At 63.8% G+C, this 21,303-nt stretch carries 21 protein-coding genes; 14 read left to right on the top strand and 7 right to left on the bottom strand.

The annotated features are described in order from the left end of the window. Positions 1-89: 89 nt before the first annotated feature. The 9 genes from AB7F11_RS05855 to AB7F11_RS05815 all read left to right on the top strand — a co-directional run bounded on the left by AB7F11_RS05855 (position 90) and on the right by AB7F11_RS05815 (position 11,912). Positions 90-824 (top strand): Crp/Fnr family transcriptional regulator, encoded by a 735-nt coding sequence (locus AB7F11_RS05855; RefSeq protein ID WP_428289294.1) that lies wholly within the window; start codon positions 90-92, stop codon positions 822-824. 7 nt (positions 825-831) lie between these two features. Then, positions 832-1,905 carry a pseudouridine synthase gene (locus AB7F11_RS05850; RefSeq protein WP_428289295.1) on the top strand — a complete coding sequence of 358 codons (1,074 nt, stop codon included), beginning with the start codon at positions 832-834 and terminating at the stop codon, positions 1,903-1,905. A 35-nt stretch (positions 1,906-1,940) separates the two neighbouring features. After that, the gene (locus AB7F11_RS05845) at positions 1,941-3,218 is read left to right on the top strand and encodes an esterase/lipase family protein (RefSeq protein WP_428289296.1); all 1,278 of its coding nucleotides are present in this window, start codon (positions 1,941-1,943) and stop codon (positions 3,216-3,218) included. A gap of 84 nt (positions 3,219-3,302) precedes the next feature. Then, positions 3,303-5,252: a molecular chaperone HtpG gene (gene htpG, locus AB7F11_RS05840; protein WP_428299906.1), complete on the top strand. Its 1,950-nt coding sequence runs from the start codon at positions 3,303-3,305 to the stop codon at positions 5,250-5,252. Positions 5,253-5,362: 110 nt separating this feature from the next. Then, the gene (locus AB7F11_RS05835; protein WP_428289298.1) at positions 5,363-6,766 is read left to right on the top strand and encodes a class I SAM-dependent methyltransferase; all 1,404 of its coding nucleotides are present in this window, start codon (positions 5,363-5,365) and stop codon (positions 6,764-6,766) included. Positions 6,767-6,993: 227 nt separating this feature from the next. After that, complete coding sequence (locus tag AB7F11_RS05830; protein WP_428289299.1) at positions 6,994-8,424, top strand: class I SAM-dependent methyltransferase; 1,431 nt, start codon at positions 6,994-6,996, stop codon at positions 8,422-8,424. Then, positions 8,417-9,742, top strand: a complete 1,326-nt coding sequence (locus tag AB7F11_RS05825) for a sensor histidine kinase (protein ID WP_428289300.1) — start codon at positions 8,417-8,419, stop codon at positions 9,740-9,742. Before AB7F11_RS05830 ends, AB7F11_RS05825 begins: the two co-directional genes overlap by 8 nt. Beyond that, on the top strand, positions 9,739-10,944 hold the full coding sequence (locus tag AB7F11_RS05820; RefSeq protein WP_428289301.1) for a hybrid sensor histidine kinase/response regulator: 1,206 nt from the start codon (positions 9,739-9,741) through the stop codon (positions 10,942-10,944). The genes AB7F11_RS05825 and AB7F11_RS05820 overlap by 4 nt, the downstream gene beginning before the upstream one ends. Further along, positions 10,944-11,912: a response regulator gene (locus tag AB7F11_RS05815; protein WP_428289302.1), complete on the top strand. Its 969-nt coding sequence runs from the start codon at positions 10,944-10,946 to the stop codon at positions 11,910-11,912. Before AB7F11_RS05820 ends, AB7F11_RS05815 begins: the two co-directional genes overlap by 1 nt. A 9-nt stretch (positions 11,913-11,921) precedes the next feature. Here AB7F11_RS05815 and AB7F11_RS05810 read toward each other — a convergent pair whose 3' ends face one another. Beyond that, entirely contained in the window at positions 11,922-12,713 is a 792-nt protein-coding gene (locus tag AB7F11_RS05810; RefSeq protein ID WP_428289303.1) for a class I SAM-dependent DNA methyltransferase, read from the bottom strand. A 131-nt stretch (positions 12,714-12,844) separates the two neighbouring features. Between AB7F11_RS05810 and AB7F11_RS05805 the strand changes: the two genes are divergently transcribed. Then, positions 12,845-13,213: a hypothetical protein gene (locus AB7F11_RS05805; protein WP_428289356.1), complete on the top strand. Its 369-nt coding sequence runs from the start codon at positions 12,845-12,847 to the stop codon at positions 13,211-13,213. Between the two features lie 16 nt (positions 13,214-13,229). Here the strand turns inward: AB7F11_RS05805 and AB7F11_RS05800 are convergent, their stop codons facing one another. From AB7F11_RS05800 to AB7F11_RS05785, 4 genes are all read right to left on the bottom strand, one after another. After that, positions 13,230-13,463, bottom strand: coding sequence for a hypothetical protein (locus tag AB7F11_RS05800; protein ID WP_428289304.1), 234 nt, complete (start codon positions 13,461-13,463; stop codon positions 13,230-13,232). A gap of 132 nt (positions 13,464-13,595) precedes the next feature. Next, entirely contained in the window at positions 13,596-14,024 is a 429-nt protein-coding gene (locus AB7F11_RS05795) for an organic hydroperoxide resistance protein (RefSeq protein ID WP_428289305.1), read from the bottom strand. 58 nt (positions 14,025-14,082) lie between these two features. After that, the gene (locus tag AB7F11_RS05790) at positions 14,083-14,532 is read right to left on the bottom strand and encodes a MarR family winged helix-turn-helix transcriptional regulator (protein WP_428289306.1); all 450 of its coding nucleotides are present in this window, start codon (positions 14,530-14,532) and stop codon (positions 14,083-14,085) included. A 72-nt stretch (positions 14,533-14,604) separates the two neighbouring features. Then, on the bottom strand, positions 14,605-15,645 hold the full coding sequence (locus AB7F11_RS05785) for a serine/threonine protein kinase (protein ID WP_428289307.1): 1,041 nt from the start codon (positions 15,643-15,645) through the stop codon (positions 14,605-14,607). A gap of 47 nt (positions 15,646-15,692) precedes the next feature. Between AB7F11_RS05785 and AB7F11_RS05780 the strand changes: the two genes are divergently transcribed. The 4 genes from AB7F11_RS05780 (at position 15,693) to AB7F11_RS05765 (ending at position 19,407) form a co-directional block, all read left to right on the top strand. Then, a complete protein-coding gene (locus AB7F11_RS05780; RefSeq protein WP_428289308.1) occupies positions 15,693-16,568 on the top strand; it encodes a class I SAM-dependent methyltransferase in 876 nt (291 codons plus the stop codon). 89 nt (positions 16,569-16,657) lie between these two features. Continuing rightward, positions 16,658-17,845 carry a cation:proton antiporter gene (locus AB7F11_RS05775; protein WP_428289309.1) on the top strand — a complete coding sequence of 396 codons (1,188 nt, stop codon included), beginning with the start codon at positions 16,658-16,660 and terminating at the stop codon, positions 17,843-17,845. A 3-nt stretch (positions 17,846-17,848) separates the two neighbouring features. Continuing rightward, positions 17,849-18,973, top strand: a complete 1,125-nt coding sequence (locus AB7F11_RS05770; protein ID WP_428289310.1) for a YbdK family carboxylate-amine ligase — start codon at positions 17,849-17,851, stop codon at positions 18,971-18,973. Positions 18,974-19,149: 176 nt separating this feature from the next. Then, on the top strand, positions 19,150-19,407 hold the full coding sequence (locus AB7F11_RS05765; RefSeq protein WP_428289311.1) for a hypothetical protein: 258 nt from the start codon (positions 19,150-19,152) through the stop codon (positions 19,405-19,407). A gap of 3 nt (positions 19,408-19,410) precedes the next feature. On the opposite strand, the gene AB7F11_RS05760 is transcribed toward AB7F11_RS05765, so the two are convergent. After that, complete coding sequence (locus AB7F11_RS05760; protein ID WP_428299907.1) at positions 19,411-20,250, bottom strand: ABC transporter permease; 840 nt, start codon at positions 20,248-20,250, stop codon at positions 19,411-19,413. 77 nt (positions 20,251-20,327) lie between these two features. Further along, a complete protein-coding gene (locus AB7F11_RS05755) occupies positions 20,328-21,266 on the bottom strand; it encodes an ATP-binding cassette domain-containing protein (RefSeq protein ID WP_428289313.1) in 939 nt (312 codons plus the stop codon). Between the last annotated feature and the right edge of the window lie 37 nt (positions 21,267-21,303).

Below are 21,303 nucleotides of genomic sequence, written 5' to 3'. Positions count from 1 at the left end.
TCCTAGGACTTTCCCTAGGACCTGCTCGCATCCCACGCACCAGCGTGGGCAGGCCCTAGCCTGTCGGTTCTTTCCCCTGGGGGACCAACATGAGCCCTTTCACGCCTCACCGTTCCGGCAACGTCTTGCGCGATCGTGCGAGGCCGCCCACCGAAGCCGAGCTGGCCGAAATACCCTGGCTGCAACGCTTGAGCGATGCCGAGCGCGAGCGCGCCGTGGCCGCGCTCGTGGTGGGCGAAGCCCAGGCGGGCGATTACGTGTGCCGTTTCGGGCGCCCGGTCACCTTCTGGTTCGGGCTGGTGGACGGCCTGCTCAAGATGAGCAACGACGACTCGCAGGGCCCCGTCATCACCTTCACCGGCGTGGCGCCTGGCGGCTGGTTTGGCGAGGGCACGGTGCTCAAGCACGAGCAGTACCGCTACAACATCCTGGCCTTGCGCAAGAGCCGCGTGGCGGGCTTGCCGGTGGAAACCTTCGACTGGCTGCTGGACCACTCCATCGGCTTCAACCGTTTCGTGATGCACCAGCTCAATGAGCGCCTGGGGCAATTCATCGCCGCGCGCGAGATCGACCGCCTCAACAACCCCGACCTTCGTGTCGCACGCAACCTGGCTGCGCTGTTCCATCCACTGCTATCGCCCAACGTGGGTGGTGTGCTGCGCATCACCCAGCAGGAACTGGCCTATCTGGTGGGGCTCTCTCGGCAGCGGGTCAACGAGGCGCTCACCACGCTGGCGGCCAAAGGGTGGATTCGCGTGGAGTACGGGGGCTTGAGGGTGCTGGACCTGGCCGCCCTGAGGTCGGGCGTGCTGGATGAGGGATGATCCCCTCATGTCTACCGATAAACCCGCCCGCACACTGAAGTTGAATCCGGGTGCACCCAAGAAGCCCGCCGACCCATTCGCGCCGCGCCGCGCACCCGTGCGCCCACCCGGCCCGGCGCGCGCCAAGAGCGTGTCTGCCTCTGCACCCAAGCCGCCGCGCGAAGCCTTGCCGGGTGAAGCGCCCAGGCGCGCTCGGCCCGAAGGTGAACGCACGGCGCGTCCCCGTCCTCCGGCACCCCCGCCTCAGCGCCAACCCCACCGGCCCGATCTCGCCCGCGTGGGCAACGTGCGCGGCGAAATCCGCCTCAACAAGCGCATGGCCGACCTCGGCCTTTGCTCGCGCCGCGAGGCCGACGAATGGATCGCGCGCGGCTGGGTGAAGGTGAACGGCCAGCCGGCCGTGATGGGCCAGCCCGTGCCCGCCGACGCACACATCGAAGTGGCGCCGCAAGCGCGTCACCAGCAGAGTGGACAGGTCACCATCCTGCTGCACAAGCCGGTGGGCTACGTGAGCGGCCAGCCCGAGGACGGCCACGAGGCCGCCGCCACGCTCATCGGTGCGCCCAGTCAATGGCGTGGTGATGCGCGCATGCCCGGCGACGGCCGCCGCTTTGCCCCCGAGCACACGCGGGGCCTGGCGCCGGCGGGTCGGCTCGACATCGACTCCACCGGCCTGCTCGTGCTCACCCAGGACGGCCGCGTGGCGCGCACCCTGATCGGCGAGCACAGCGGCGTGGAAAAGGAATACCTGGTGCGCGTGCAGTACGCGCCCAACGGCCCACAAGGTGCGGGCGTCGTGGCGCAGAACGTGCAGGCCGCGTTGGCGCCGTCGCAACTGGCCTTGCTGCGCCATGGCCTGAGCCTGGACGGCCAGCCACTCAAGCCCGCGCAGGTGGAATGGCAGAACCCCGAGCAGCTGCGCTTTGTGCTCATCGAGGGCAAGAAGCGCCAGATTCGCCGCATGTGCGAACAGGTGGGCCTGCACGTGGTGGGCTTGAAGCGCATCCGCATTGGCGGGGTGCTGCTGGGGAACCTGCCGGTGGGACAGTGGCGGTATCTGGGGAGTGACGAGAGGTTTTGATGGCCAGCGGGCATGGATCGAGTCCAGAATGCCCCATGGCCCTCAAGACCCCCTCCGCTGCCCAGCTGGCCCTGCTGCGCCATGTCCGCCCCGCCGACCTGCGGGCGGCCGTGCAACTGGCCACCGAAGCCACCACCGGCGTGATTGGCATCGCCGAAGGCGTGCACCAGTCGGTGCGTCGGCGGATCGGCCTGCCCGCCGGGGCCTTGCCCGATCGCACCAGCGGACTCACCGGCCAGGTCTACCGAGGTATTCGGGGGGTCACTCAACTCGTGGGCCACGGGCTGGACGGCGCATTGGCCTCCCTGCTGCCTCTCGTCGACGAGCCGGGTCTGCATCCGGCGCCATCTCCCGGCCGTGAGGCCGTGATCGCTGCGCTCAACGGCGTGCTGGGCGATCGCCTGCAGGCCAGCGCCAACCCGCTGGCGCAGCCGATGGAGCTGCGTTACCAGGGCGAACGGCTGCCTCTGGGCCGTGGCCCGCCGCTGCACGAACGCCTGGCGAGCGCAACGCCGCACCTGCTGGTGCTGCTGCACGGCCTGTGCATGAACGACACGCAGTGGCAACGTGCGGGCCACGACCATGGCGCCTGGCTCGCGCAGGCGCTGGGCTGCACGCCGGTCTACCTGCGCTACAACAGCGGCTTGCACACATCGGTGAATGGCCGCGAATTCGCACGCCAGCTCGAAGCGCTGACGGCGCAGTGGCCGGTGCCGCTGCAGTCCATCACCTTGCTGGGCCACAGCATGGGCGGTCTGGTGGCGCGTGCGGCCTGCTACGAGGCGCAGGGTGCCGGGCTCCGCTGGCCCGGGTTGCTGCGGCATCTGGTGTTCCTCGGAACGCCGCACCATGGCGCGCCCCTGGAACGCGCGGGGCACGGCGTCGATGTGCTGCTGGCGGCCTCACCCTTCACCGCTCCGTTCACCCGCCTGGGGCAGTTGCGCAGCGCCGGCATCACCGACCTGCGCCATGGCCATGTGCGCGAGGCGGACTGGCACGGCCGCGATCGCTTCGGCTCGGCCGCCGACCACCGCGAGCCCCTGCCCCTGCCCGAGGGCGTGGCCTGCTTCACCGCAGCCGGCACGCTGGCGCCGCAGCGCGGGCTGCTGGCCGAACGCCTCACCGGCGACGGGCTGGTGCCGCTGCGCAGCGCGCTGGGCCAGCACGACGACCCTCGGCGGCGACTGGTGTTTGCGCGCGACAGCCAGCGCACCTTCTACCGCACAGGGCACCTGGAACTGCTCTCCAGCATGGCGGTGGCCGAGCAAGTGCTGCAGTGGCTCGCACCCGCCCCGCCGCCGGTGGATGCTTGAATTTTCGAGTCCCGCCCATAATTCCGCTTCGCGCTGCGTCCGCAGCGGTGGTTTTCGTTCCAGTTCTTCTTCCTGCAGACTCCCATGAGCAAACAAACCCTGTCCTTTCAGGCCGAGGTGGCGCAACTGCTGCACCTCGTCACGCACTCGCTGTACTCCAACCCCGACATCTTTCTGCGCGAGCTGGTGTCCAACGCCTCCGATGCCTGCGACAAGCTGCGTTTCGAAGCCCTGAACAATGCAGCGCTGTTCGAGGATGCGCCCAATCTGGAAGTGCGAGTGGCCTTCGACCGCGAGGCCCGCACCATCAGCATCACCGACAACGGCATCGGCATGAGCGCACAGGAGGCCATTGACCACCTGGGCACCATCGCCAAGAGCGGCACCAAGGATTTCATGAGCCGGCTCTCTGGCGACCAGAAGCAGGACGCGCAACTCATTGGCCAGTTTGGCGTGGGCTTCTATTCCGGCTTCATCGTGGCCGACAAGATCACGGTGGAGTCCCGCCGCGCTGGTTTGCCAGCGGGAGAGGGCGTGCGCTGGACCAGTGGCGGCACAGGAGACTTCGAAGTCGAGCCCATCGAACGCGGCGCGCGCGGCACCAGCGTCATCCTGCACCTGCGCGAGGACGCAAGCGACTACCTCGACCACTGGCGCCTCAAGACCATCGTTGGCAAGTACTCCGACCACATCAGCCTTCCGATCCTGATGGAAAAGGAAGAATGGGACGCCGAGAAAAGCGAATACGTTCGCAAGGGCGATTGGGAGGCCGTGAATTCGGCCAATGCGCTGTGGGCGCGCAGCAAGAAAGACATCAGCGACGAACAGTACGCCGAGTTCTACAAGAACCTCAGCTACGACACCCAGGCCCCGCTGGCCTGGAGCCACAACCGCGTGGAGGGCAGCACCGAATACACCCAGTTGCTCTACATCCCGGCCAAGGCGCCACAGGACCTGTGGAACCGCGAGCGCAAGGCCGGCATCAAGCTGTACGTGAAGCGCGTGTTCATCATGGACGAGGCCGAAGCGCTCATGCCAGCTTACCTGCGCTGGGTCAAAGGCGTGGTCGACTCGGCCGACCTGCCGCTCAACGTGAGCCGCGAGCTGCTGCAGGAGAGCCGCGACGTGAAGGCCATCCGCGAAGGCAACACCCGCCGCGTGCTGGCCATGCTCGACGACCTGAGCAAGGACGCCGAGAAGTACCCCCGCTTCTACGCCGAGTTTGGCGCCGTGCTCAAGGAAGGCCTGGGCGAGGACTTTGCCAACCGCGACAAGCTGGCCAAACTGCTGCGTTTTGCCAGCACGTCCCCCGTTCGGGCTGAGCCTGTCCTTCGACAAGCTCAGGACGATCGGGATTCAGACGCGCAGGAGAGCCCTTCGACAGGCTCAGGGCGAACGGATGGGCTGGTGTCCCTCGCAGACTACAAGACCCGCATGAAGGAGGGTCAGAAAGCGATTTACTACATCACCGCCGACAACCTGGCCGCCGCCCGGAACAGCCCGCAACTCGAGGTGTTCCGCAAGAAAGGCATCGAGGTGCTCCTCATGACCGATCGCGTGGACGAGTGGGCGCTGTCGTTTCTGACCGAGTTCGACGGCACACCGCTGCAAAGCATCGCCAAGGGTGCGGTGGATCTCGGCTCCCTGCAGGACGAAGCAGAGAAGAAGGCCGCCGAAGCCGCAGCCGAGGTGTTCAAGCCGGTGTTGGAGCGCCTGAAGGAAAGCCTGAAAGACAAGGCCAAGGACGTGCGCGTGACTTCACGTCTGGTCGACTCGCCCGCTTGCCTGGTCGTGGAGGATGGCGACTACTCCACGCAATTGGCACGCCTGCTCAAACAGGCCGGTCAACCCGCGCCACAGGTCAAGCCCATCCTGGAGGTCAACGCCGACCACGCGCTGGTGAAGAAGCTGGAGGCCAGCGAGCACTTCGACGATCTGGCCCACATCCTGTTCGACCAGGCGCTGCTGGCCGAAGGGGGGTTGCCCGACGATCCGGCGGCTTACGTGAAGCGGGTTAATGGCTTGCTGATCTGAGCGTCATGACGGTGGGCCGGACCGAATAATCCTTTTGACTACACTCCTGGGAGCTCGCGGAGGATAAATTATGTACATCTGGTCCTCGCCTCCCGGCCATTTGTCAAAAATTGTTCCTAATGCGCCCCTTCGATCACGTCGTTACGTTCCGCAACAGCCACGGGCGCGCCGCATGTGGCAAGGTTGCCAGCCTGCAGCGGCGATCACTGGTGATGGAGATCTACAACCCGTGTTCCATCGTCCAGGTCTGCGAGGTGCTGAGCGAACTCACCATTCGAACAGGTGATGCCAATATCTATAAGGGCAATGCGGTGGTGGTGAGCCTGCTTAACACGGGGTTGATGGCCGTAGCCTCGGTGGAGCTGATCGACGAGTGGTCCGACCACAACGCTATTGGCGGCGACATTCACCAGGCGCGCGGCGAAGCGGAACGTTTCGTGTCCGACTGGGAGTCACGCTTCAAGATCCGGCAGAGCTACCAGGTCATGATCAGCGAGTTTCGTGCATTCCTGGCAGAAACGGCCCGCTGGGCGGATCAGGCGGACTTGTCCGCCTCGCTGCCACGCGAAGCCGATGGACGTATCCGTGCCGATGTGTTCGATGAGCTGGCCGCGCCCATCATGAAGAAAAGCGCAGAGTATTTGGTCTGGCTCGAAGATGAAGGCCCACGCGTTGCCCCGGAGGACTTGGTCGCGCACCGCAACTTTGCACAGACTTCGTTGCATCCTTTGCTGCTGCGTGCGCCCTTCATCTACCGCACCTTCACCAAGCCGCTGGGCTATGCGGGCGACTACGAAATGGTCAATCAGATCCTGGGGGATCCACGCCAGGGGCCCAACACTTACTTCCAGATAGTCAACACCGCATTTCTGAAGGCAGATGTCGCACAGGCCCATCGCAATCGCATTGACATTCTGGTCGAGTCCCTGTTGCAAATCGCCCGTCAAGCGCGGCGTGAGGGACGCCAGGCACGTGTGCTGAACGTGGGATGCGGTCCGGCCGTCGAGATTCGACGCTTCATTGCATTGGACGAACATCCCGACAGCATTGCTTTCACGCTGTTAGATTTCAGCGAGCCGACAATTGAGTACACGCGCAGCAAGATCGCCGAAGGTGCTCGCGAAACCGGCCGACGGGTGCAGGTGGAGTTCGTCAATGAGTCAGTGCACGACCTGCTAAAGCGGACCAGCCGGCAGACACCTGTTTCCGCCAGCGAAACATTCGACTTTGTGTACTGCGCGGGCCTGTTTGACTATCTTTCTGACAAGGTCTGCTCTCGGTTGTTGCAGTACTTCGTCTCGCGCGCACGAGAAGGAGGACAAATTCTCGTGACCAACGTGCATTCGAGCAATGCGCAAAAGATTCTCATGGAGCATCTACTGGAATGGCACTTGATCTACCGCGATGAGGCAGGGTTGGAATCCATCTTGCCGGCACAGCGCCAAAACACTTCGATCTACACAGAATCGACAGGTCTCAACGTCTTCGCCGAGTTCCGCGCCTCGGCGATATGATCGACCGGTGATGCGTAGCTGTCCGCAGCTTGAGAAACTTGGGATGTCGCCCTACCACGCGGAGCGGAACGGGTATCGTCTGTTGTTTTCCAAGGGCAACGCGCTTGTGGCTCTGCTGCTGAAGGTGGCTCGGCTTGGGACTCGGCTTTGCACTCTACAACAGCAGGGAATCTATCAAGAAGCAGTGAGATGTAGCTGCTCCGCCCATCCGATCCTTCGGTCACACTGTGTTCCTCCAGCGCCCCTTCGACCACGTCGTTACGTTCTGCAACAGCCAGGGCGAAAGCGCGCGCGGGACCCTGACCAGCCTGCAGAGACGTTCGCTGGTGATGGAGATTTACAACCCTTACTCCATCGTCCAGGTGAGCGAGGTGCTCAACGAGCTGACCATTCGTTCGGGCGACCGCAGCATATACAAGGGCAAGGCGGTCGTGGTCAGCTTGCTCAACACCGGCTTGATGGCTGTCGTGTCAGTGGCGCTGATCGACGAGTGGTCCGACCTCAACGCGATCCGCGGGGATATCAGGCAGGTGAGCAGCGAGGCCTACCGCTTCGTGGCCGACTGGGAATCTCGTTTCAAAGTCCGGCAGAGCTACCAGGTTGCCATCAGCGAGTTCCGGGCCTTCCTCTCGGAGACGGCCCGTTGGATCGATCAGGCCGACATGGTCGATTCACTTCCGCGTGATACCCAGGGCCGTTTAACCGACGAGGTGTTCGTCGCGATGGCCGAGCCGCTCATGATCAAGGGCAAGGAGTTCTTGGTGCGCCTGGAGGACGAGGCCTCCCGCCTGCCGGAGGCGGACTCGCTGTTGCATCGGGCCTATGCGCAGACCGCGCTGCACCCGTTGGTGCTGCGCGCGCCCTTCGTCTATCGCACTTTTGCCAAGCCGCTGGGCTATGCGGGAGACTATGAGATGGTCAACCAGATTTTGGGCGATCCTCGACAGGGCGGCAGCACCTATATCCAGCTTGTCAATGCCATGTTTCTGCGCTCAGCTGTGGCCGTGGCGCACCGCAATCGCATTGACATTCTTGTCGATTTCCTTCGCAAGGCGGTGGTTCATGGGGTTCAACTGGGCCGGCCTGTGCGAATCCTCAATGTTGGGTGCGGGCCAGGGGTGGAAATCCAGCGGCTGATCGCCATCGGCGAGGATCTCTCCCATCTTAAATTCACTCTGATGGATTTCAGCTTGGAGACTCTGAATTACACGCGCCAGAAGATCGAGGCGGTCGAAGACCTGCACAAGACCGGGGTTAGCGTGGAATACATACATGAGTCGGTGCATGAGCTGCTCAAGCGCGCCGTGCGCGGCAACGCTCTGCCCGAGGGAGAGGGTTTCGACTACATCTACTGCGCCGGCCTTTTCGACTACCTGTCCGACAAAGTCTGTTCGCGGCTGATCCGCTACTTTGTCTCCCGTAGCAACTTTGGGGCTCATTTGCTGGTGACCAACGTGCATGCCAGCAATCCGGAGCGTTACGGAATGGAGCACCTGCTGGAATGGCATCTGATCTATCGCGAAGAGCGGCAGATGCAATCGGTGCTAGAGGAGGTGGATGCCCCGGTGAATCTTTACACGGACCCTACCGGGGTCAACATTTTTGCGGAAGTGGTCGTGACGACCCATCTGAAGACGGTTCCTCTTAATCATGGATAGCCGCCCCAGCACGCCCTACGAGCAGCAGTTGTCGGATTTCCGTCTTTCTTATAGCAAGGCGGGAGCCATCACAGCCATCGTGCTGGTGCTCGCAGGTGTGGGATTGGACTATTTCACTTATCCGCAGCGGCTTCTGGAGTTCTCGATGCTGCGCTTGGCTGTGGTCGTACTCACGCTGGGCATTTTTGGGGTGTTATTCAGTGGTTTGGGCCGTCGTCACGTGCGCTCGATAACCATGCTGTGGCTGCTGCTGCCTCAAATGATGATTTCCTACATGATCTTCACCACGGATGGGGCGCACTCCATCTATTTCGTTGGCCTGCACCTGGCCTTGTACGCGGTGGGAATAATTTTGCCCATTAGCTTCTTTGAAGGCGTGGGCTTCGGCTTGCTTACCCTGATTTTGTACATGGTGGCATGCGCCCTGCATCCAGACGCAGAGGCCGAGACCTCTCGCATGGTGACGAATTCCCTCTTCATCCTGTTCTCGGCTGCCGCCGCCGCGGTGTGTACCTGGTTCAACGAGAAGGCGCGTATACGGCTGTTCTCCCTGCAGCATGAGGTGTCAGAGAAAAACGCATCGCTTCAGGAGATCAACGCTACGCTAGCCGAAGTCAAAGGTCAGCTGCTGCAACGCGAAAAAATGGCCGCCATCGGTACGCTCTCGGCGGGGCTGCTCCATGAGCTGAACAACCCGGTCAACTACAGCCTGATGGCGATCAACATGGGCCTGACATCGCCCGCCATGGACAAGGATGCCGAGCTCAAGGAGAGCCTGGTCGATGCTCGCGAAGGCATGCAGCGCATCCAGAACATTGTTTCCGACCTGAAAACGTTTGCTTATCAAAAGCCCGGTGAGAACAGCCAACGCATGTTCCTGCTGGAAAATGCCGTGCGTTCAGCGCTTCGACTGGCGGGACACGAGCTCAAGGGAATAGAAGTCAAGCTCGACATGCCGCAGGATACCCATGTGGTCGGTGACGAGCCGGCCATCATTGGTGTGCTGATCAACCTGTTCAGCAATGCCGCGCACGCACTGCAAGCGGCCAAGCGCGAGGCGCCCAAGATCGAGGTGCGCGCCGTCCAGTGCAATCAACGGCTGTGTGTGTCGGTGCGCGACAACGGCCATGGCATCACCGAAGAGAACCGGGCCCGGGTGTTCGAGCCCTTCTTCACCACGCGCGACGTGGGTGCCGGGCTGGGCCTGGGCTTGAGCGTGAGCTACGGTATCGTGCAACGCCACGGCGGCACACTGGCGGTGGATAGCGAGGCAGGCGCCTGGACCGAATTCACGTTTGACTTGCCGAGACCTCCATGACCCAAGAAGAATACAAGGGAGTGACTGAAGGATCGAGGGGGCCGCACGTGGTCCTCATGGTCGATGACGAGCCTCAGGCTTGCAAGTGGTTCGCCCGCTTGTACGGCGGCGAGTTTGCGGTGTTGACCACTGGTGGTGTGGACGAAGCGCTGGCGTTGCTGGCCCAGCGGGGCCACGAGGTCGCCGTTCTGTTGACCGACTACTCCATGCCGGGGCGCGATGGCGTGGCGCTGCTTGGCGAGGTGCGCCGCTCCTACCCCCACGTTGCGCGTTTGCTGATGTCGGCCTACGCCGACAAGGACGTGGCCATGTCGGCCATCAACCAGGGTCAGGTGGAAAAGATGCTGGAAAAGCCGCTGGATGATGCGCTCACGCGGCAAGTCCTGAAGGAGTCGATCGCGGTCAGCCTGGAGCGCGTGCGCCAGCAACAGCTGGTCGAGCGACGCGCATCCGCTCTGCGCGACACGCTGGGATTTCTCGCGCACGAAGTCACCTCGCCCCTGGCCACGGTGCGCGGCTACCTCAGCGCGATGCGAGACCGGCATCGCGACTCGCACGACGGTCAGGACGGCGTCGCCCACATCGAGCAGCAGAAGCCGGGCGACGTGCTGTTCATGATCGACGCGGCGCAGCGTCGCGCCACCTATGCCCAATCGCTGGTGTCCACCTTCGTGCAGAGCGCGCGCGACGCCAGCCGCGGGGATGCCTCGGCCAACCTGCTGGCCAGTGATCTCGTGCGTGCGGTACAGGAGGAATATCCGTTTGAACCGGGCGAGGCGGATTGCCTGTCGATCGACACGTCGGCCGATTTCACCTTGCCAGGCCGACGCGATCTGCTGTTCCTGGTGCTGTGCACGCTCGTGAAGAACGCCTTCATTGCCCTGCGGACCACTCCGCCCTTGCGGCCCGCGCTGCACATCGAGCTGACCCGTGCCGCGCCTGCCACCGGTCTGCCCCTGCAAGCCGCCTTGACGGTGGGCGACAACGGGCCCGGCATCGCACCCGAGGTGCTGTCGCGCCTGATGGTGGAGCCCGTGACCACTCGAGCCGAGTCCGGTGGCAGCGGAATGGGGATGCTTTTCTGCCACCGGGTGATCACGTCGTTGGGTGGTTCCATCGGAGTTCATTCCAACCTGGGGCAGGGCACGACGGTGACTCTGTATTTCCCACCCGCACAAGATACCTCGGTCGAGGAGACCTGATGACGCCAGTGAAAATCCTGTATGTAGACGACGAGGCCATGGCGCTGAAATATTTCGAGCGGCTGGTGAGCCCCTTGGCGCCCGTGATCACCGCTGGTTCGGTGGGAGAGGGGCGTGCGCTGCTCAAGGCCCACGGCGCAGAAGTGGCGGTGCTGGTGTGCGATCAGCGCATGCCGGGCGAGCATGGCAATGAACTGCTGCGCCATGCTCGCGAGTACTACCCCGGCGTCGTGCGCATTCTCACCACGGCGTACTCCGACATCGGCGATGCCATCGAAGCCATCAACGCGGGCGAGATCCACCGCTACATCAACAAGCCCTGGGAGATCGAGAGCCTTCGCGCTGAATTGAAGAATGCGCTGGACCTGGCCCAGTTGCGCAGCGAGCGCGATAGCCTCATGCGCGACAAGCTGCTGGCGCAGCAGAGCCAGTTGCGGGCCAACCGGCTGGCCGGCCTGCTCATGGTGAGCGCGGCGGTGCAGCACGATGGGCACGAACTCGCCTTGTACCGCTACGGCCACGCCGCCTTGCTCGCTGGCTGTGACGAGCCCGAGGTGGACTGGCACCGGTGGGATCACGCCGATCTGATGCAGGCTGAGGCGCAGCGCGGTGCGGCCATTGCCGCGCACCTCGGTGACTGGCTGCGCACCTTCGGCCCCCGGGGTGACGCTGACCAGACTCTTTCGGTGCTGGCGCAGACGTTGGGCGGCGGCGTGCAGGCGGGGGGCAGCGCTGTGCGCCTGAACGACCGCACAACGCTGACCGCCTTGCTGTCGATGCCGGTCGGCGAAATGCCCTCCGCGCCGCAATGCGCCTGGCTGGCGTGGCTGCTCTGGTGCGAAGGCCTGAGCGAACTGCATGTCGAGCCAGGCGGCGCCTGGCTGGTCAAGCCCGCCACAGCCCCCTTGCCAAGGGTCGACTGGCTGGCCGATCTGATCGAGCGCATCGCGACCGTGCCCGAGGCCTGACCCACGGTCTCAGTAGGCGCAGGCTTCGATCAGCGTCGCGGGAATGTTGGACTCTTTCCTTCCCACCAGCGCGTAGTAGAAAAGCGGTCTGCCATCCAGAGAGATGCGATGGCGGTAGCGCTCCAGGTGGTGCACCTCGAGGGCATCGTTCATCAGCAGCGTCTTTACCAACCGGGAGAAGCCCGAGGTGTCGCTTTCCAGAAGAAATGTTTCCTTGATATTGAAAGCCACCCAGCCACCCGGCGCGATCAGGTTGTAGGCATTGGCGAAAGCGGTCACCGGCACATCGCCAAAGCCCAGCGCCGCCACGCAGGACAGGCAGTCGAAGTGCCAGGATTCCAGCTCGACCCGTGACGCTTCCGACAGGTCGCAGAAATCGCAGGTGTAGTACGCGTCGTAGATGCCCGGCCGGTCGCGCTCACAGGCCAGCCGAGCCTCTTCTGCAATGTCGGCACCGACGATCCGGGCCACGCCGCCCTGGTGCAATTGCTCGCCAAACATGCCGTTGCCAGCGCCCAGGTCGAGCACACGCAGTTCGGTCATCTCCACCCGGTTGTCGCGAAGCACCTTCGAGAGGATGTCGCCCACCTTGCGCGGAGAGCTGCATTTGAGTCGTTCGTAGAACAACTGCTCGTAAAGACCTTCCCGTTTGTAGATTTCACCGTAGTCGTGGAACCGCAGCTTCAGCGATTGGTCTTCCTCACACAAGCTGAAATAGGCTTCGTCCTGATCCAGCCGATGTGGCTCGGTGATCGGGAAGCGGATGCGGTGTCTTGGTGTCGGGTTGGCCGTGACGCTCATGGGCAGATGTCTCCTCAAAAGCAACGGACCGTAACGCACAAGCCTTTTCGCACGCAAATACAGAGAATAGGAAAATCGTGTACGAGAAGCCCTTCTTTCCTCACCTGGACCGCCGCATGAATCTGCCCCCTATGCCATCTCGCCGGAACTTTCACGCATCCTGGCGCAGCGCCGTGCTGACACTTGCCGCCTTGGTGCTCGCGGGCTGCGGCTCTGTGGGCGCGGGCGTCGGCATCGGTATTCCCGTGGGACCGTTTTCCATCGGCGTTGGTGCGGGCACCGGTGGCGTGAGCGCGGGCGTGAGCACCGGTGTGGGCCCTGTGGGCGTGGGCGTGGGCGTGAACCAGCGCGGGCAGGTCAGCGCGGGTGCCGGGGTGGGCACCAGCACCCAGATCGGCAACAGCCGAGCGCGCGTGGGCGTGGGCGTGGGCACCAGCAGCGTGATCTACGACCCGAACGACCCCAGGCAGCGCACGGCGGGTGGAGAAGTGGCGCCTTGACGGATACGCTTCGCAGCTAGGGTGTGACGACGCGTATGGAGTAGTTGTTGTCGTCGATCGAGGTGGGATAGCCCTGTGCATCGACCGGCGTCAGGAGGCCCGCAACCGTCCCGTAGAGCCTGTTGTCCACGACCTGTGCGATGGACTGCCTGACTTCCAGGCCGCGTGTATGGATCAGCTTGTCCACCTCGCCAAAATCAATCACTTTCGTGCCATCCAGTTCGATGGTCCAGGTGCTGTGCGTTGCCACCACCTCCGCAGGCTAAAAGCTTGGTGATGGCGATCAGCGTTGCAAGCGTGGCTCCGATCGGATGGAATGTTCAACGAAAAAAGGCGCTCCCGGCTTTGGCCGGGCGCGCCTTCTGAGGGGTTTGGCGTGTCGTCAGACCAGCGTGATCGTGACGTCGATGTTGCCGCGCGTGGCGTTCGAGTACGGACAGACCTTGTGCGCGGTGTCCACCAGGTCTTGCGCCACGGCGCGGTCCACGCCAGGCAGGTTCACGGCCAGGCGTGCGGCGATGCCGAAACCGGCCGGGATCGGGCCAATGTCGACTTCGGCATCAATGGAGGCATCCGCGGGCACGGCCACTTTCTTCATGCCCGCCACGTGCTTGAGTGCGCCCATGAAGCAGGCTGAATAACCTGCTGCGAACAGTTGCTCGGGGTTGGTGGCGTTGCCGGCACCACCCATGGCTTTGGGCGGGGACAGTTTCACATCCAGCAGGCCGTCGTCGGTGCGCGAGGCGCCTTCGCGGCCGCCGGTGGTGTGGGCGCGGGCTGTGTAGAGAACTTTGTCGAGGGAGGTGGGCATGGTGTGGCTCCTGAGGTTGAAATCACCTGTGGACAGGCGGGGTTGAAAAGGGGGGCGTTCAGGCAATGAGTCGGTCGCGCAAGGCCTGTACCTGTCGGGTGAGTGCCAGCACTTCCGACAGATCGCATTGCGTGGCCTGCGCCACGCAACCGGGAATGCGCGCGGCGCGGGCCTTGAGCTTTCGGCCGGCAGGTGTGAGGCGGATCAGCACGCGCCGCTCATCCTGCAGGTCGCGCAGGCGGCTGACCAGTTCGGCGGCTTCGAGGCGTTTGAGCAAGGGCGTGAGGGTGCCTGAATCGAGGTGCAGACGCTCGCCCAGCTCCGAGACGGTCACGCCGTCGCTTTCCCACAGCACCAGCATGGCCAGGTACTGCGGATACGTAAGGCCAAGTTCTTCCAGCAGTGGCTTGTAGAGCTTGGTCATGGCCAGGGAGGTCGAGTACAAGGCGAAGCACAACTGGTGGTCGAGGCGAAGGGCCTGATCGGTGGCGATGCGTGGCGTGTTCATGAGGCCGAAATATAACGAACAATTAAATTGCACACAACTTAATTGCAAACAACCATGCTGCATGTCGGGTCTTCAGGCAACCAGCGGCCTGCCCTGCATCTCCTCGATCTGCTCGACCAGCATGTCCACCTGGCCTTGCCAGTAGTCGCGCGTGCCGAACCACGGAAAGTTGATCGGGAAGGCCGGATCGTCCCAGCGGCGCGCGATCCAGGCGCTGTAGTGGATCAGGCGCAACGTGCGCAAAGGTTCGATGAGGGCGAGTTCGCGCCGATCAAAAGGGCGGAACTGTTCGTAGCCGTCGATCAGCGCGCCGAGTTGTTGCGTCTGCTGGCGACGATCTCCTGAAAGCAGCATCCAGAGGTCTTGCACCGCAGGCCCGCTGCGGGCGTCGTCCAGGTCCACAAAATGCGGGCCGGCGCCGGGCTGGCCTTCAGGCGTCCAGAGGATGTTGCCGGGGTGGCAGTCGCCATGCAGCCGGATTCGTGCGATCCCGGCTTCTTCCAAAGGGGCGCCTGTTCGCAGGGTTGGGTGGGCTTCGATCAGCGCCAGGGCTTCTTCCAGCGCGACGGCCCACGCGGTTCGCACCTCGGGCGCCACGGCGCTGTGTTCCAGCAGCCAGTCCCGGGGTTCACGCGCGAAGCTCGCGGCATCCAGCGCGGGGCGCTCTGCGAAAGGTTGGCCTGCACCCACGCTGTGGATTCGCGCCAGAAAGCGGCCGATCCATTCCAGCACCTCGAAGTTGTCGAGCTCTGGGCGGCGCCCGCCTCGGCGCGGGCTGACCGAGAAGGCAAAGCCACCGAAGTGATGCAGCGTCTGCCCATGCAGGCGCAACGGCGGCACGGCGGGGATTTCGGCCGCGACCAGTTCTTCTGCAAAGGTGTGTTCCTCGGCGATCTGCGCGTCGCTCCAGCGATCGGGCCGGTAGAACTTGACCACCACCTGTTCGTGTCCGTTCACCGGCGTTTCCAGGTGCACCTGGTAGACGCGATTTTCGAAGCTGTTGAGTGCGGCCATGCGCCCATCGCCCCAGAGACCCACGTGGGCCAGCGCGTCCTGCACCACGTCGGGGGTGAGGCTGCTGTAAGGATGTGCGCGGTGCTGGTCAGAGGTCATGCGCGATTGTCGCCTCTGCCTGTGAAGCACTCCCCTATGATCGGCGCATGGCAAAACACAAGGCCCATGCGCAAGCTGCGCCCACGCTGCACGAACAGTTGCCTGAATTGCGGCCGGGCCAGTCGGTCGCGCTGCTGCAAGAGCTGCACATTCTCACCCGCGAAGGCCGGCTTAACCAGGACACGAGGCGAAAGCTCAAGCAGGTCTACCACCTGGTGCAGTTCATCGAACCGCTGCTGGCCGAGGTGCTGGCCGCACGCGGCGACGTCATCCTGGCCGACCACGGAGCGGGCAAGTCCTATCTGGGCTTCATCCTGTACGACCTGTTCTTCAAGGACAAGACGGCCGGGCGCGTCACGGGCGTGGAGACGCGCGCGGAACTGGTGGACAAATCGCGCGAGCTGGCCGAGCGCCTGGGATTCGCGCGCATGGACTTCCTGGCCACCACGGTTCAGCAGGCGTTGAACCACCCCGAGCTGCCCGAGCGCATCGACGTGGTGACCGCGCTGCATGCCTGCGACACCGCCACCGACGACGCCATTGCCTTCGGTTTGGCCAAGGACGCCAGCCACCTTGTGCTGGTGCCCTGCTGCCAGGCCGAGGTGGCCGGCGTGATGCGCAAGCACAAGGCGCTGAGCCTGGCACGCACGCCGCTGGCCGAGTTGTGGCGCCATCCCTTGCACACACGCGAGTTCGGCAGTCAGATCACCAACGTGTTGCGCTGCCTCCAGCTGGAGGCGCATGGATACAGTGTGACGGTGACCGAGCTTGTGGGATGGGAGCATTCCCTGAAGAATGAATTGATTCTGGCCCGTAGAATGGTCCAGGACCGGAACGGTGCCCGCGAGCGGGCCCGGCTGAGGCTGCGGCAGGTGCTCGACGAGCTGGACCTGCAGGAACTCACGCAGCGCTTCGCGGTTTGACTTTGCGGTGGCACCACGTGCCGCCTTCCCCCGGGGTGTTTCGTGCCCGCCGGGAACCGCATCCACCAGGCCTTTCAGGAGAACCCGCCATGGTCACCGATTTCGATTTTTTGCTGCAATCCGTTGCCTGGCCCCTGGTGCTGTTGCTGGCCTGGTTCGTGGGCGAACGGGTCCACGAGGCCTGGCACCTGCCGCGCGTCACGAGCTATGTGGCCGTCGGCCTGGTGGGGAGCCTGGTCAATCTGCCAGGGCTCACGGTGGCGGTGCCGGGCCTGGACTTTCTGGCCAATGTCGCCCTCTCGCTGGTGCTCTTCGAGCTGGGCTACCGCATCAACCTTCGCTGGTTCCGTCACAACCCCTGGGTGTTGGTGCTGGGCGTGGTGGAGTCGTTGGTCACTTTCGGGGCGATCTACTGGGTGTCGGGCTGGTTCGCGCTGGAGACTGACTTTCGTCTCATCATCGCGGCGTTGTCCGTTTCGGCATCACCCGCTGGCGTGGTGCGAGTGGCGAACGAACTGCGCAGCGCCGGCCAGGTGACCGAGCGCGTGTTGCACCTGTGTGCCATCAACTGCATGGTCTCCGTGCTGCTGCTCAAGATGGTGGTGGGCTACTGGTATCTCAACACCTCTGGCGATCTGGTGCTGGCGGCCTTCGGCAGCATCCATGTGGTGGGAACCTCGGTGGCGGTGGGCGGCTTGCTAGGGGTTGTGGTCCCCTGGTTGCTGAGCCAGCGCACCACGCACGAGCGTGGCGTGACGGTGGTGTTTGCCCTGGCGGTGCTCCTGCTCACCACGGCGGCCTACGGCCTCAAGCTGTCGCCGCTGCTGGCTGCGCTGACCTTTGGCATCGTCGCGCGCGAACGCCGCGTGCACCTGACCAACGCCCAACGCGACTTCGGTACGGCGGGCGATCTGTTGTCCATCTTCCTGTTTGTCTATATCGCCTCGCTGCTGGACTGGGCCGACGTGGCGACGGGCATGTTGCTGGGCCTGCTGCTCATCGTGGTGCGCACGGCGTCCAAGGTGGGCTGCAACCTGGCGGCCGCTCGCCTCTCGGGCATCACGGAGCGCAAGGGCGTGCTCACCGGCCTGGCGCTCACGCCCATGTCGGCCTTCGCCATCCTTTTGCTGGAACAGAGCCGGCTCTACGGTTTTGCGCCCGCGGTGCAGGTGCTCTCGGTGATGGCCGGGATGATGCTTCTGCAGGAACTGCTGGGCCCAGTGGTGACGCAGCGCGCGCTGATGGCCGCGCACGAAACCCATGTGACCAAGGAGTAAGTCATGCCATTGGAAGCCTTCAAATCCTCCGACTCGCTCACCATGGGCGTGGAGCTGGAGCTGCAACTCGTCAACACCTACGATCTGGATCTCTCCAGCAGTGCCAACGATCTGCTGGAGCTGCTGCGCCGCAAGCCTTTCCCCGGCGTGGTCACGCCCGAGATGACGCAGAGCATGATCGAGATCGCCACCGACGTGCAGCGAGAGCATGGCCCACTGCTCGCGCAGTTGCAGCAGATCCGCGACACGCTCGTCACAGCGGGCGACCGTCTCAACATCGAGATCGCCGGCGGTGGCACGCACCCCTTCCAGCGCTGGTTCGAGCAGCGCATCTTCTCCAAGCCGCGCTTTCAGGAACTGTCGGGGCTCTACGGCTACCTGGCCAAGCAGTTCACCGTGTTCGGCCAGCATGTGCACATTGGCTGCGCCAGCGCCGACGAAGCCCTGTTCCTGCTGCACTCCTTGAACCGCTACGTGCCGCACTTCATCGCGCTGTCGGCGTCTTCGCCGTTCTCGCAGGGCGTGGACACCTTGTTCGACTCCGCGCGCCTGAACTCGGTGTTTGCCTTCCCGCTCAGTGGACGCGCACCCTTCATGTTGAGCTGGGAGGAGTTCGCCAATGTCTACTTCACCAAGATGGAGTCCACCGGCGTGGTCAAGTCCATGAAGGACTTTTACTGGGACATCCGGCCCAAGCCCGAGTACGGCACCATCGAACTGCGCGTGTGCGACACGCCGCTGACGGTCGAACGTGCCGCCGGACTGGCCTGCTACCTGCAGGCGCTGTGTCGACACTTGCTGGAGCGTCGCGAACTGCCACCCGAGGAGGACGACTACCTCGTCTACACCTACAACCGTTTCCAGGCCTGTCGCTTCGGGCTGGACGGCATGATGGTCAATCCCAAGACCCGCGAGCAGATCAGCATTCGCGAGGACATTCTGGCCACGCTGCGGCACCTGGGAGACCACGGACAGGCGCTGAACTCCATGGCCGCACTCGATGAGATCGAACGCACCGCTGCGCGTGTGGGCAACCACGCCACGTTCCTGCGCAACCGTTTCAAGGAAAGCGGCAGCGTGCAGTCGGTCGTGAGGGCGAGTGTGGAGGCCTTGCGGCACGGGCCGTGATGGATGTCACAAGGCGTGCGTAGGGCAATCACACGCCGTGTCAGCGAAGTTCCTACAGCGTGAATGGGGGTGCGCCGACTTAACGTCGGCGAAGGCGGCGAATACAGTTTGTTTCATCGACTCCGCCTTGTTACCAACCTTTTCGACACCCGTCCATTCACCTTCAGGAAGCCGCCATGTCCACCACCGCCACCCGCCTCAATCCCTTTGTCCTGATGCTCGATCCGGAAGCCGTGATCAGCGCCATGGAGACCAGCGCCAACCTGCGCGGCATTCGCGGCCGCATCTGCCGCCCGCTGGACAAACCCCTGATTCCCAAGATCTTCGACGCCGCAGCGCGAGCCTACGACGCAGTGATCGAGGCCGAAGACTTTATCGACACCGGCAGCGAGTTGTACTGCGAAGCCCAGCCTGCACTCGCTTCTGTTCACTGAAGGCTATCTGGCAAAGCGCTTTCGTGTCAAAGCGAGGGCCAGCCAGAACCCTCCCACGGTGTACACCAGCAGCACCGCTACATGCAGCCAGGGCCGCTCAGGCCACTGGTCCATGAACAGAGGTCTCACCAGCTCCACCGCGTTGGTCAGGGGCAGCCAGTCCGAGAGGTGGCGCACCGCCGCTGGCAACTGTTCGCGCGGAAAGAACACGCCCGAGAGAAACATCATGGGGGTGAGGAACAGCGTGAAGTAGTAGGTGAAGAAGTCATAGCCTTTGGCCAGGGCGTTGAACACCAGTGCAATGCACGAGAAGGTGATGCCCACCCCCAGCAGCACCGGCCAGGCCAGCAGCAGCTTGGGTGAATGGCTGATGCCCAGCGCGAGCATCACCACCATGATGGCCGTCACCGAAAACAGCGCCTTGAACCCGGCCCACAGCATCTCCGCCAGCACCACGTCGTCCAGGCTCACCGGCGCGTTCATGATGCCGTCCCAGGTCTTCTGGACGTGCATGCGCGAGAACGCGGAGTACAGCGCCTCGAAGGTGGCAGCGTTCATGGCGCTCATGCAGATGCTGCCGCTGGCGAGGAACAGGATGTAGGGCACGGCCACGGTGCCCTGGGGCGTGCTCATGCTCACCTGCCCGACCAGCGCCCCCATGCCATAGCCAAAGGCGACCAGCCACATCAGAGGCTCGGCGATGTTGCCGACCAGGCTCGGAATGGCGAGCTTTCGCCAGACCAGCAGGTTGCGCAGAAACACCGGCCACCAGCGCCTGGACAGGCGAGGTGGTGCCCAGACCGAAGGGGCGCTGGGCAGGGCGGGGGTGCTGGTCGTGTTCATGGTTTGCTGTGCGTTGTATCCGTTCGGGCAGAGGTCCGTTCATCCTGAGCTTGTCGAAGGGGTCGAAGCCTTCGCCGTCAACCGTCTTCCCGAATCTGCCTGCCGGTGAGCTTGAGGAACAGGTCTTCCAGGTTGGCCGGACGGTGCAGGGCGCGCAGATGGCGGTGATGCTCACCCAGCGCCGCCAGCAAAGGCATGGCTTGCGCGGTGTAGAAGAACACGGTTTCGCCGCTCACCTCCACGCGCGCCGCCAGCGCGCGCAGCGCGGCATGTTCTTCTGCCTGTGCCAGTGCCAGCGCGCCGTTGCCGTAGACCTCCACCACATCGGGTTCGAGGTGCTGCGCAATCAGTTCGCGGGGCCGGCCCTCGGCGATCTTGCGGCCGTGGTCCAGGACCAGCAGGCGCGAACACAGGCGCTCGGCTTCGTCCATGAAGTGCGTGGTCAGCAGGATGCTCTTGCCTTGCTGCAGCAGCAGTTGCAGTCGCTCCCACATCAGGTGCCGTGCCTGCGGGTCCAGGCCGGTGGTGGGCTCGTCGAGCATCAGCAGTCTGGGGTCGTTCACCAGCGCACGTGCCAGCGAAAGTCGCCGCTTCATGCCGCCGGAGAGTTCACCCGGCTTGGCGTCCGCCTTGTGCGACAGCGCGGCGAATTCGAGCAGTTGCGGAATGCGCGGCTGGATCAGGGCCTTGGGCAGACCGAAGTAGCGGCCATACACCAGCAGGTTCTCGGCGCAGGAAAAGTCGGGGTCCAGCGTGTCCATCTGGCTCACGACGCCCAGTTGCGCCTTGATGGCCAGCGCTTCGCTCGGCATGTCCATGCCGAAGGCGGTGATGCTGCCGGCGTCGGGCGGGGTCAACCCAAGGCACATGCGGATGGTGGTGGTCTTGCCTGCGCCGTTGGGGCCGATGACGCCCAGGCATTCGCCAGGCTCGATGGAGAAGCTGAGGTCGTCCACCACCGCGCTATCGCCATAGCGTTTGACCAGATGGTGGCATTCGAGAAGGGCGGCATTCATGTGCCGGCATTGTGCCCGCTGGCCCGATGCGGGCCAG

Source organism: Hydrogenophaga sp. (assembly GCF_050250835.1).
Classification (GTDB): Bacteria; Pseudomonadota; Gammaproteobacteria; order Burkholderiales; family Burkholderiaceae_C; genus Hydrogenophaga.
The sequence above is the reverse complement of the archived record's forward strand: the minus strand, read 5'-3'. Positions and strand labels throughout refer to the sequence as shown.

Excerpts from the sequence above, each read along its gene's own strand:
- AB7F11_RS05855 (WP_428289294.1), top strand. The coding sequence starts at position 90 with ATGAGCCCTTTCACGCCTCACCGTTCCGGCAACGTCTTGCGCGATCGT.
- AB7F11_RS05850 (WP_428289295.1), top strand. The coding sequence starts at position 832 with ATGTCTACCGATAAACCCGCCCGCACACTGAAGTTGAATCCGGGTGCA.
- AB7F11_RS05845 (WP_428289296.1), top strand. The coding sequence starts at position 1,941 with ATGGCCCTCAAGACCCCCTCCGCTGCCCAGCTGGCCCTGCTGCGCCAT.
- htpG (WP_428299906.1), top strand. The coding sequence starts at position 3,303 with ATGAGCAAACAAACCCTGTCCTTTCAGGCCGAGGTGGCGCAACTGCTG.
- AB7F11_RS05825 (WP_428289300.1), top strand. The coding sequence starts at position 8,417 with ATGGATAGCCGCCCCAGCACGCCCTACGAGCAGCAGTTGTCGGATTTC.
- AB7F11_RS05820 (WP_428289301.1), top strand. The coding sequence starts at position 9,739 with ATGACCCAAGAAGAATACAAGGGAGTGACTGAAGGATCGAGGGGGCCG.
- AB7F11_RS05815 (WP_428289302.1), top strand. The coding sequence starts at position 10,944 with ATGACGCCAGTGAAAATCCTGTATGTAGACGACGAGGCCATGGCGCTG.
- AB7F11_RS05810 (WP_428289303.1), bottom strand. The coding sequence starts at position 12,713 with ATGAGCGTCACGGCCAACCCGACACCAAGACACCGCATCCGCTTCCCG.
- AB7F11_RS05805 (WP_428289356.1), top strand. The coding sequence starts at position 12,845 with ATGCCATCTCGCCGGAACTTTCACGCATCCTGGCGCAGCGCCGTGCTG.
- AB7F11_RS05795 (WP_428289305.1), bottom strand. The coding sequence starts at position 14,024 with ATGCCCACCTCCCTCGACAAAGTTCTCTACACAGCCCGCGCCCACACC.
- AB7F11_RS05790 (WP_428289306.1), bottom strand. The coding sequence starts at position 14,532 with ATGAACACGCCACGCATCGCCACCGATCAGGCCCTTCGCCTCGACCAC.
- AB7F11_RS05785 (WP_428289307.1), bottom strand. The coding sequence starts at position 15,645 with ATGACCTCTGACCAGCACCGCGCACATCCTTACAGCAGCCTCACCCCC.
- AB7F11_RS05780 (WP_428289308.1), top strand. The coding sequence starts at position 15,693 with ATGGCAAAACACAAGGCCCATGCGCAAGCTGCGCCCACGCTGCACGAA.
- AB7F11_RS05775 (WP_428289309.1), top strand. The coding sequence starts at position 16,658 with ATGGTCACCGATTTCGATTTTTTGCTGCAATCCGTTGCCTGGCCCCTG.
- AB7F11_RS05770 (WP_428289310.1), top strand. The coding sequence starts at position 17,849 with ATGCCATTGGAAGCCTTCAAATCCTCCGACTCGCTCACCATGGGCGTG.
- AB7F11_RS05765 (WP_428289311.1), top strand. The coding sequence starts at position 19,150 with ATGTCCACCACCGCCACCCGCCTCAATCCCTTTGTCCTGATGCTCGAT.
- AB7F11_RS05760 (WP_428299907.1), bottom strand. The coding sequence starts at position 20,250 with ATGAACACGACCAGCACCCCCGCCCTGCCCAGCGCCCCTTCGGTCTGG.
- AB7F11_RS05755 (WP_428289313.1), bottom strand. The coding sequence starts at position 21,266 with ATGAATGCCGCCCTTCTCGAATGCCACCATCTGGTCAAACGCTATGGC.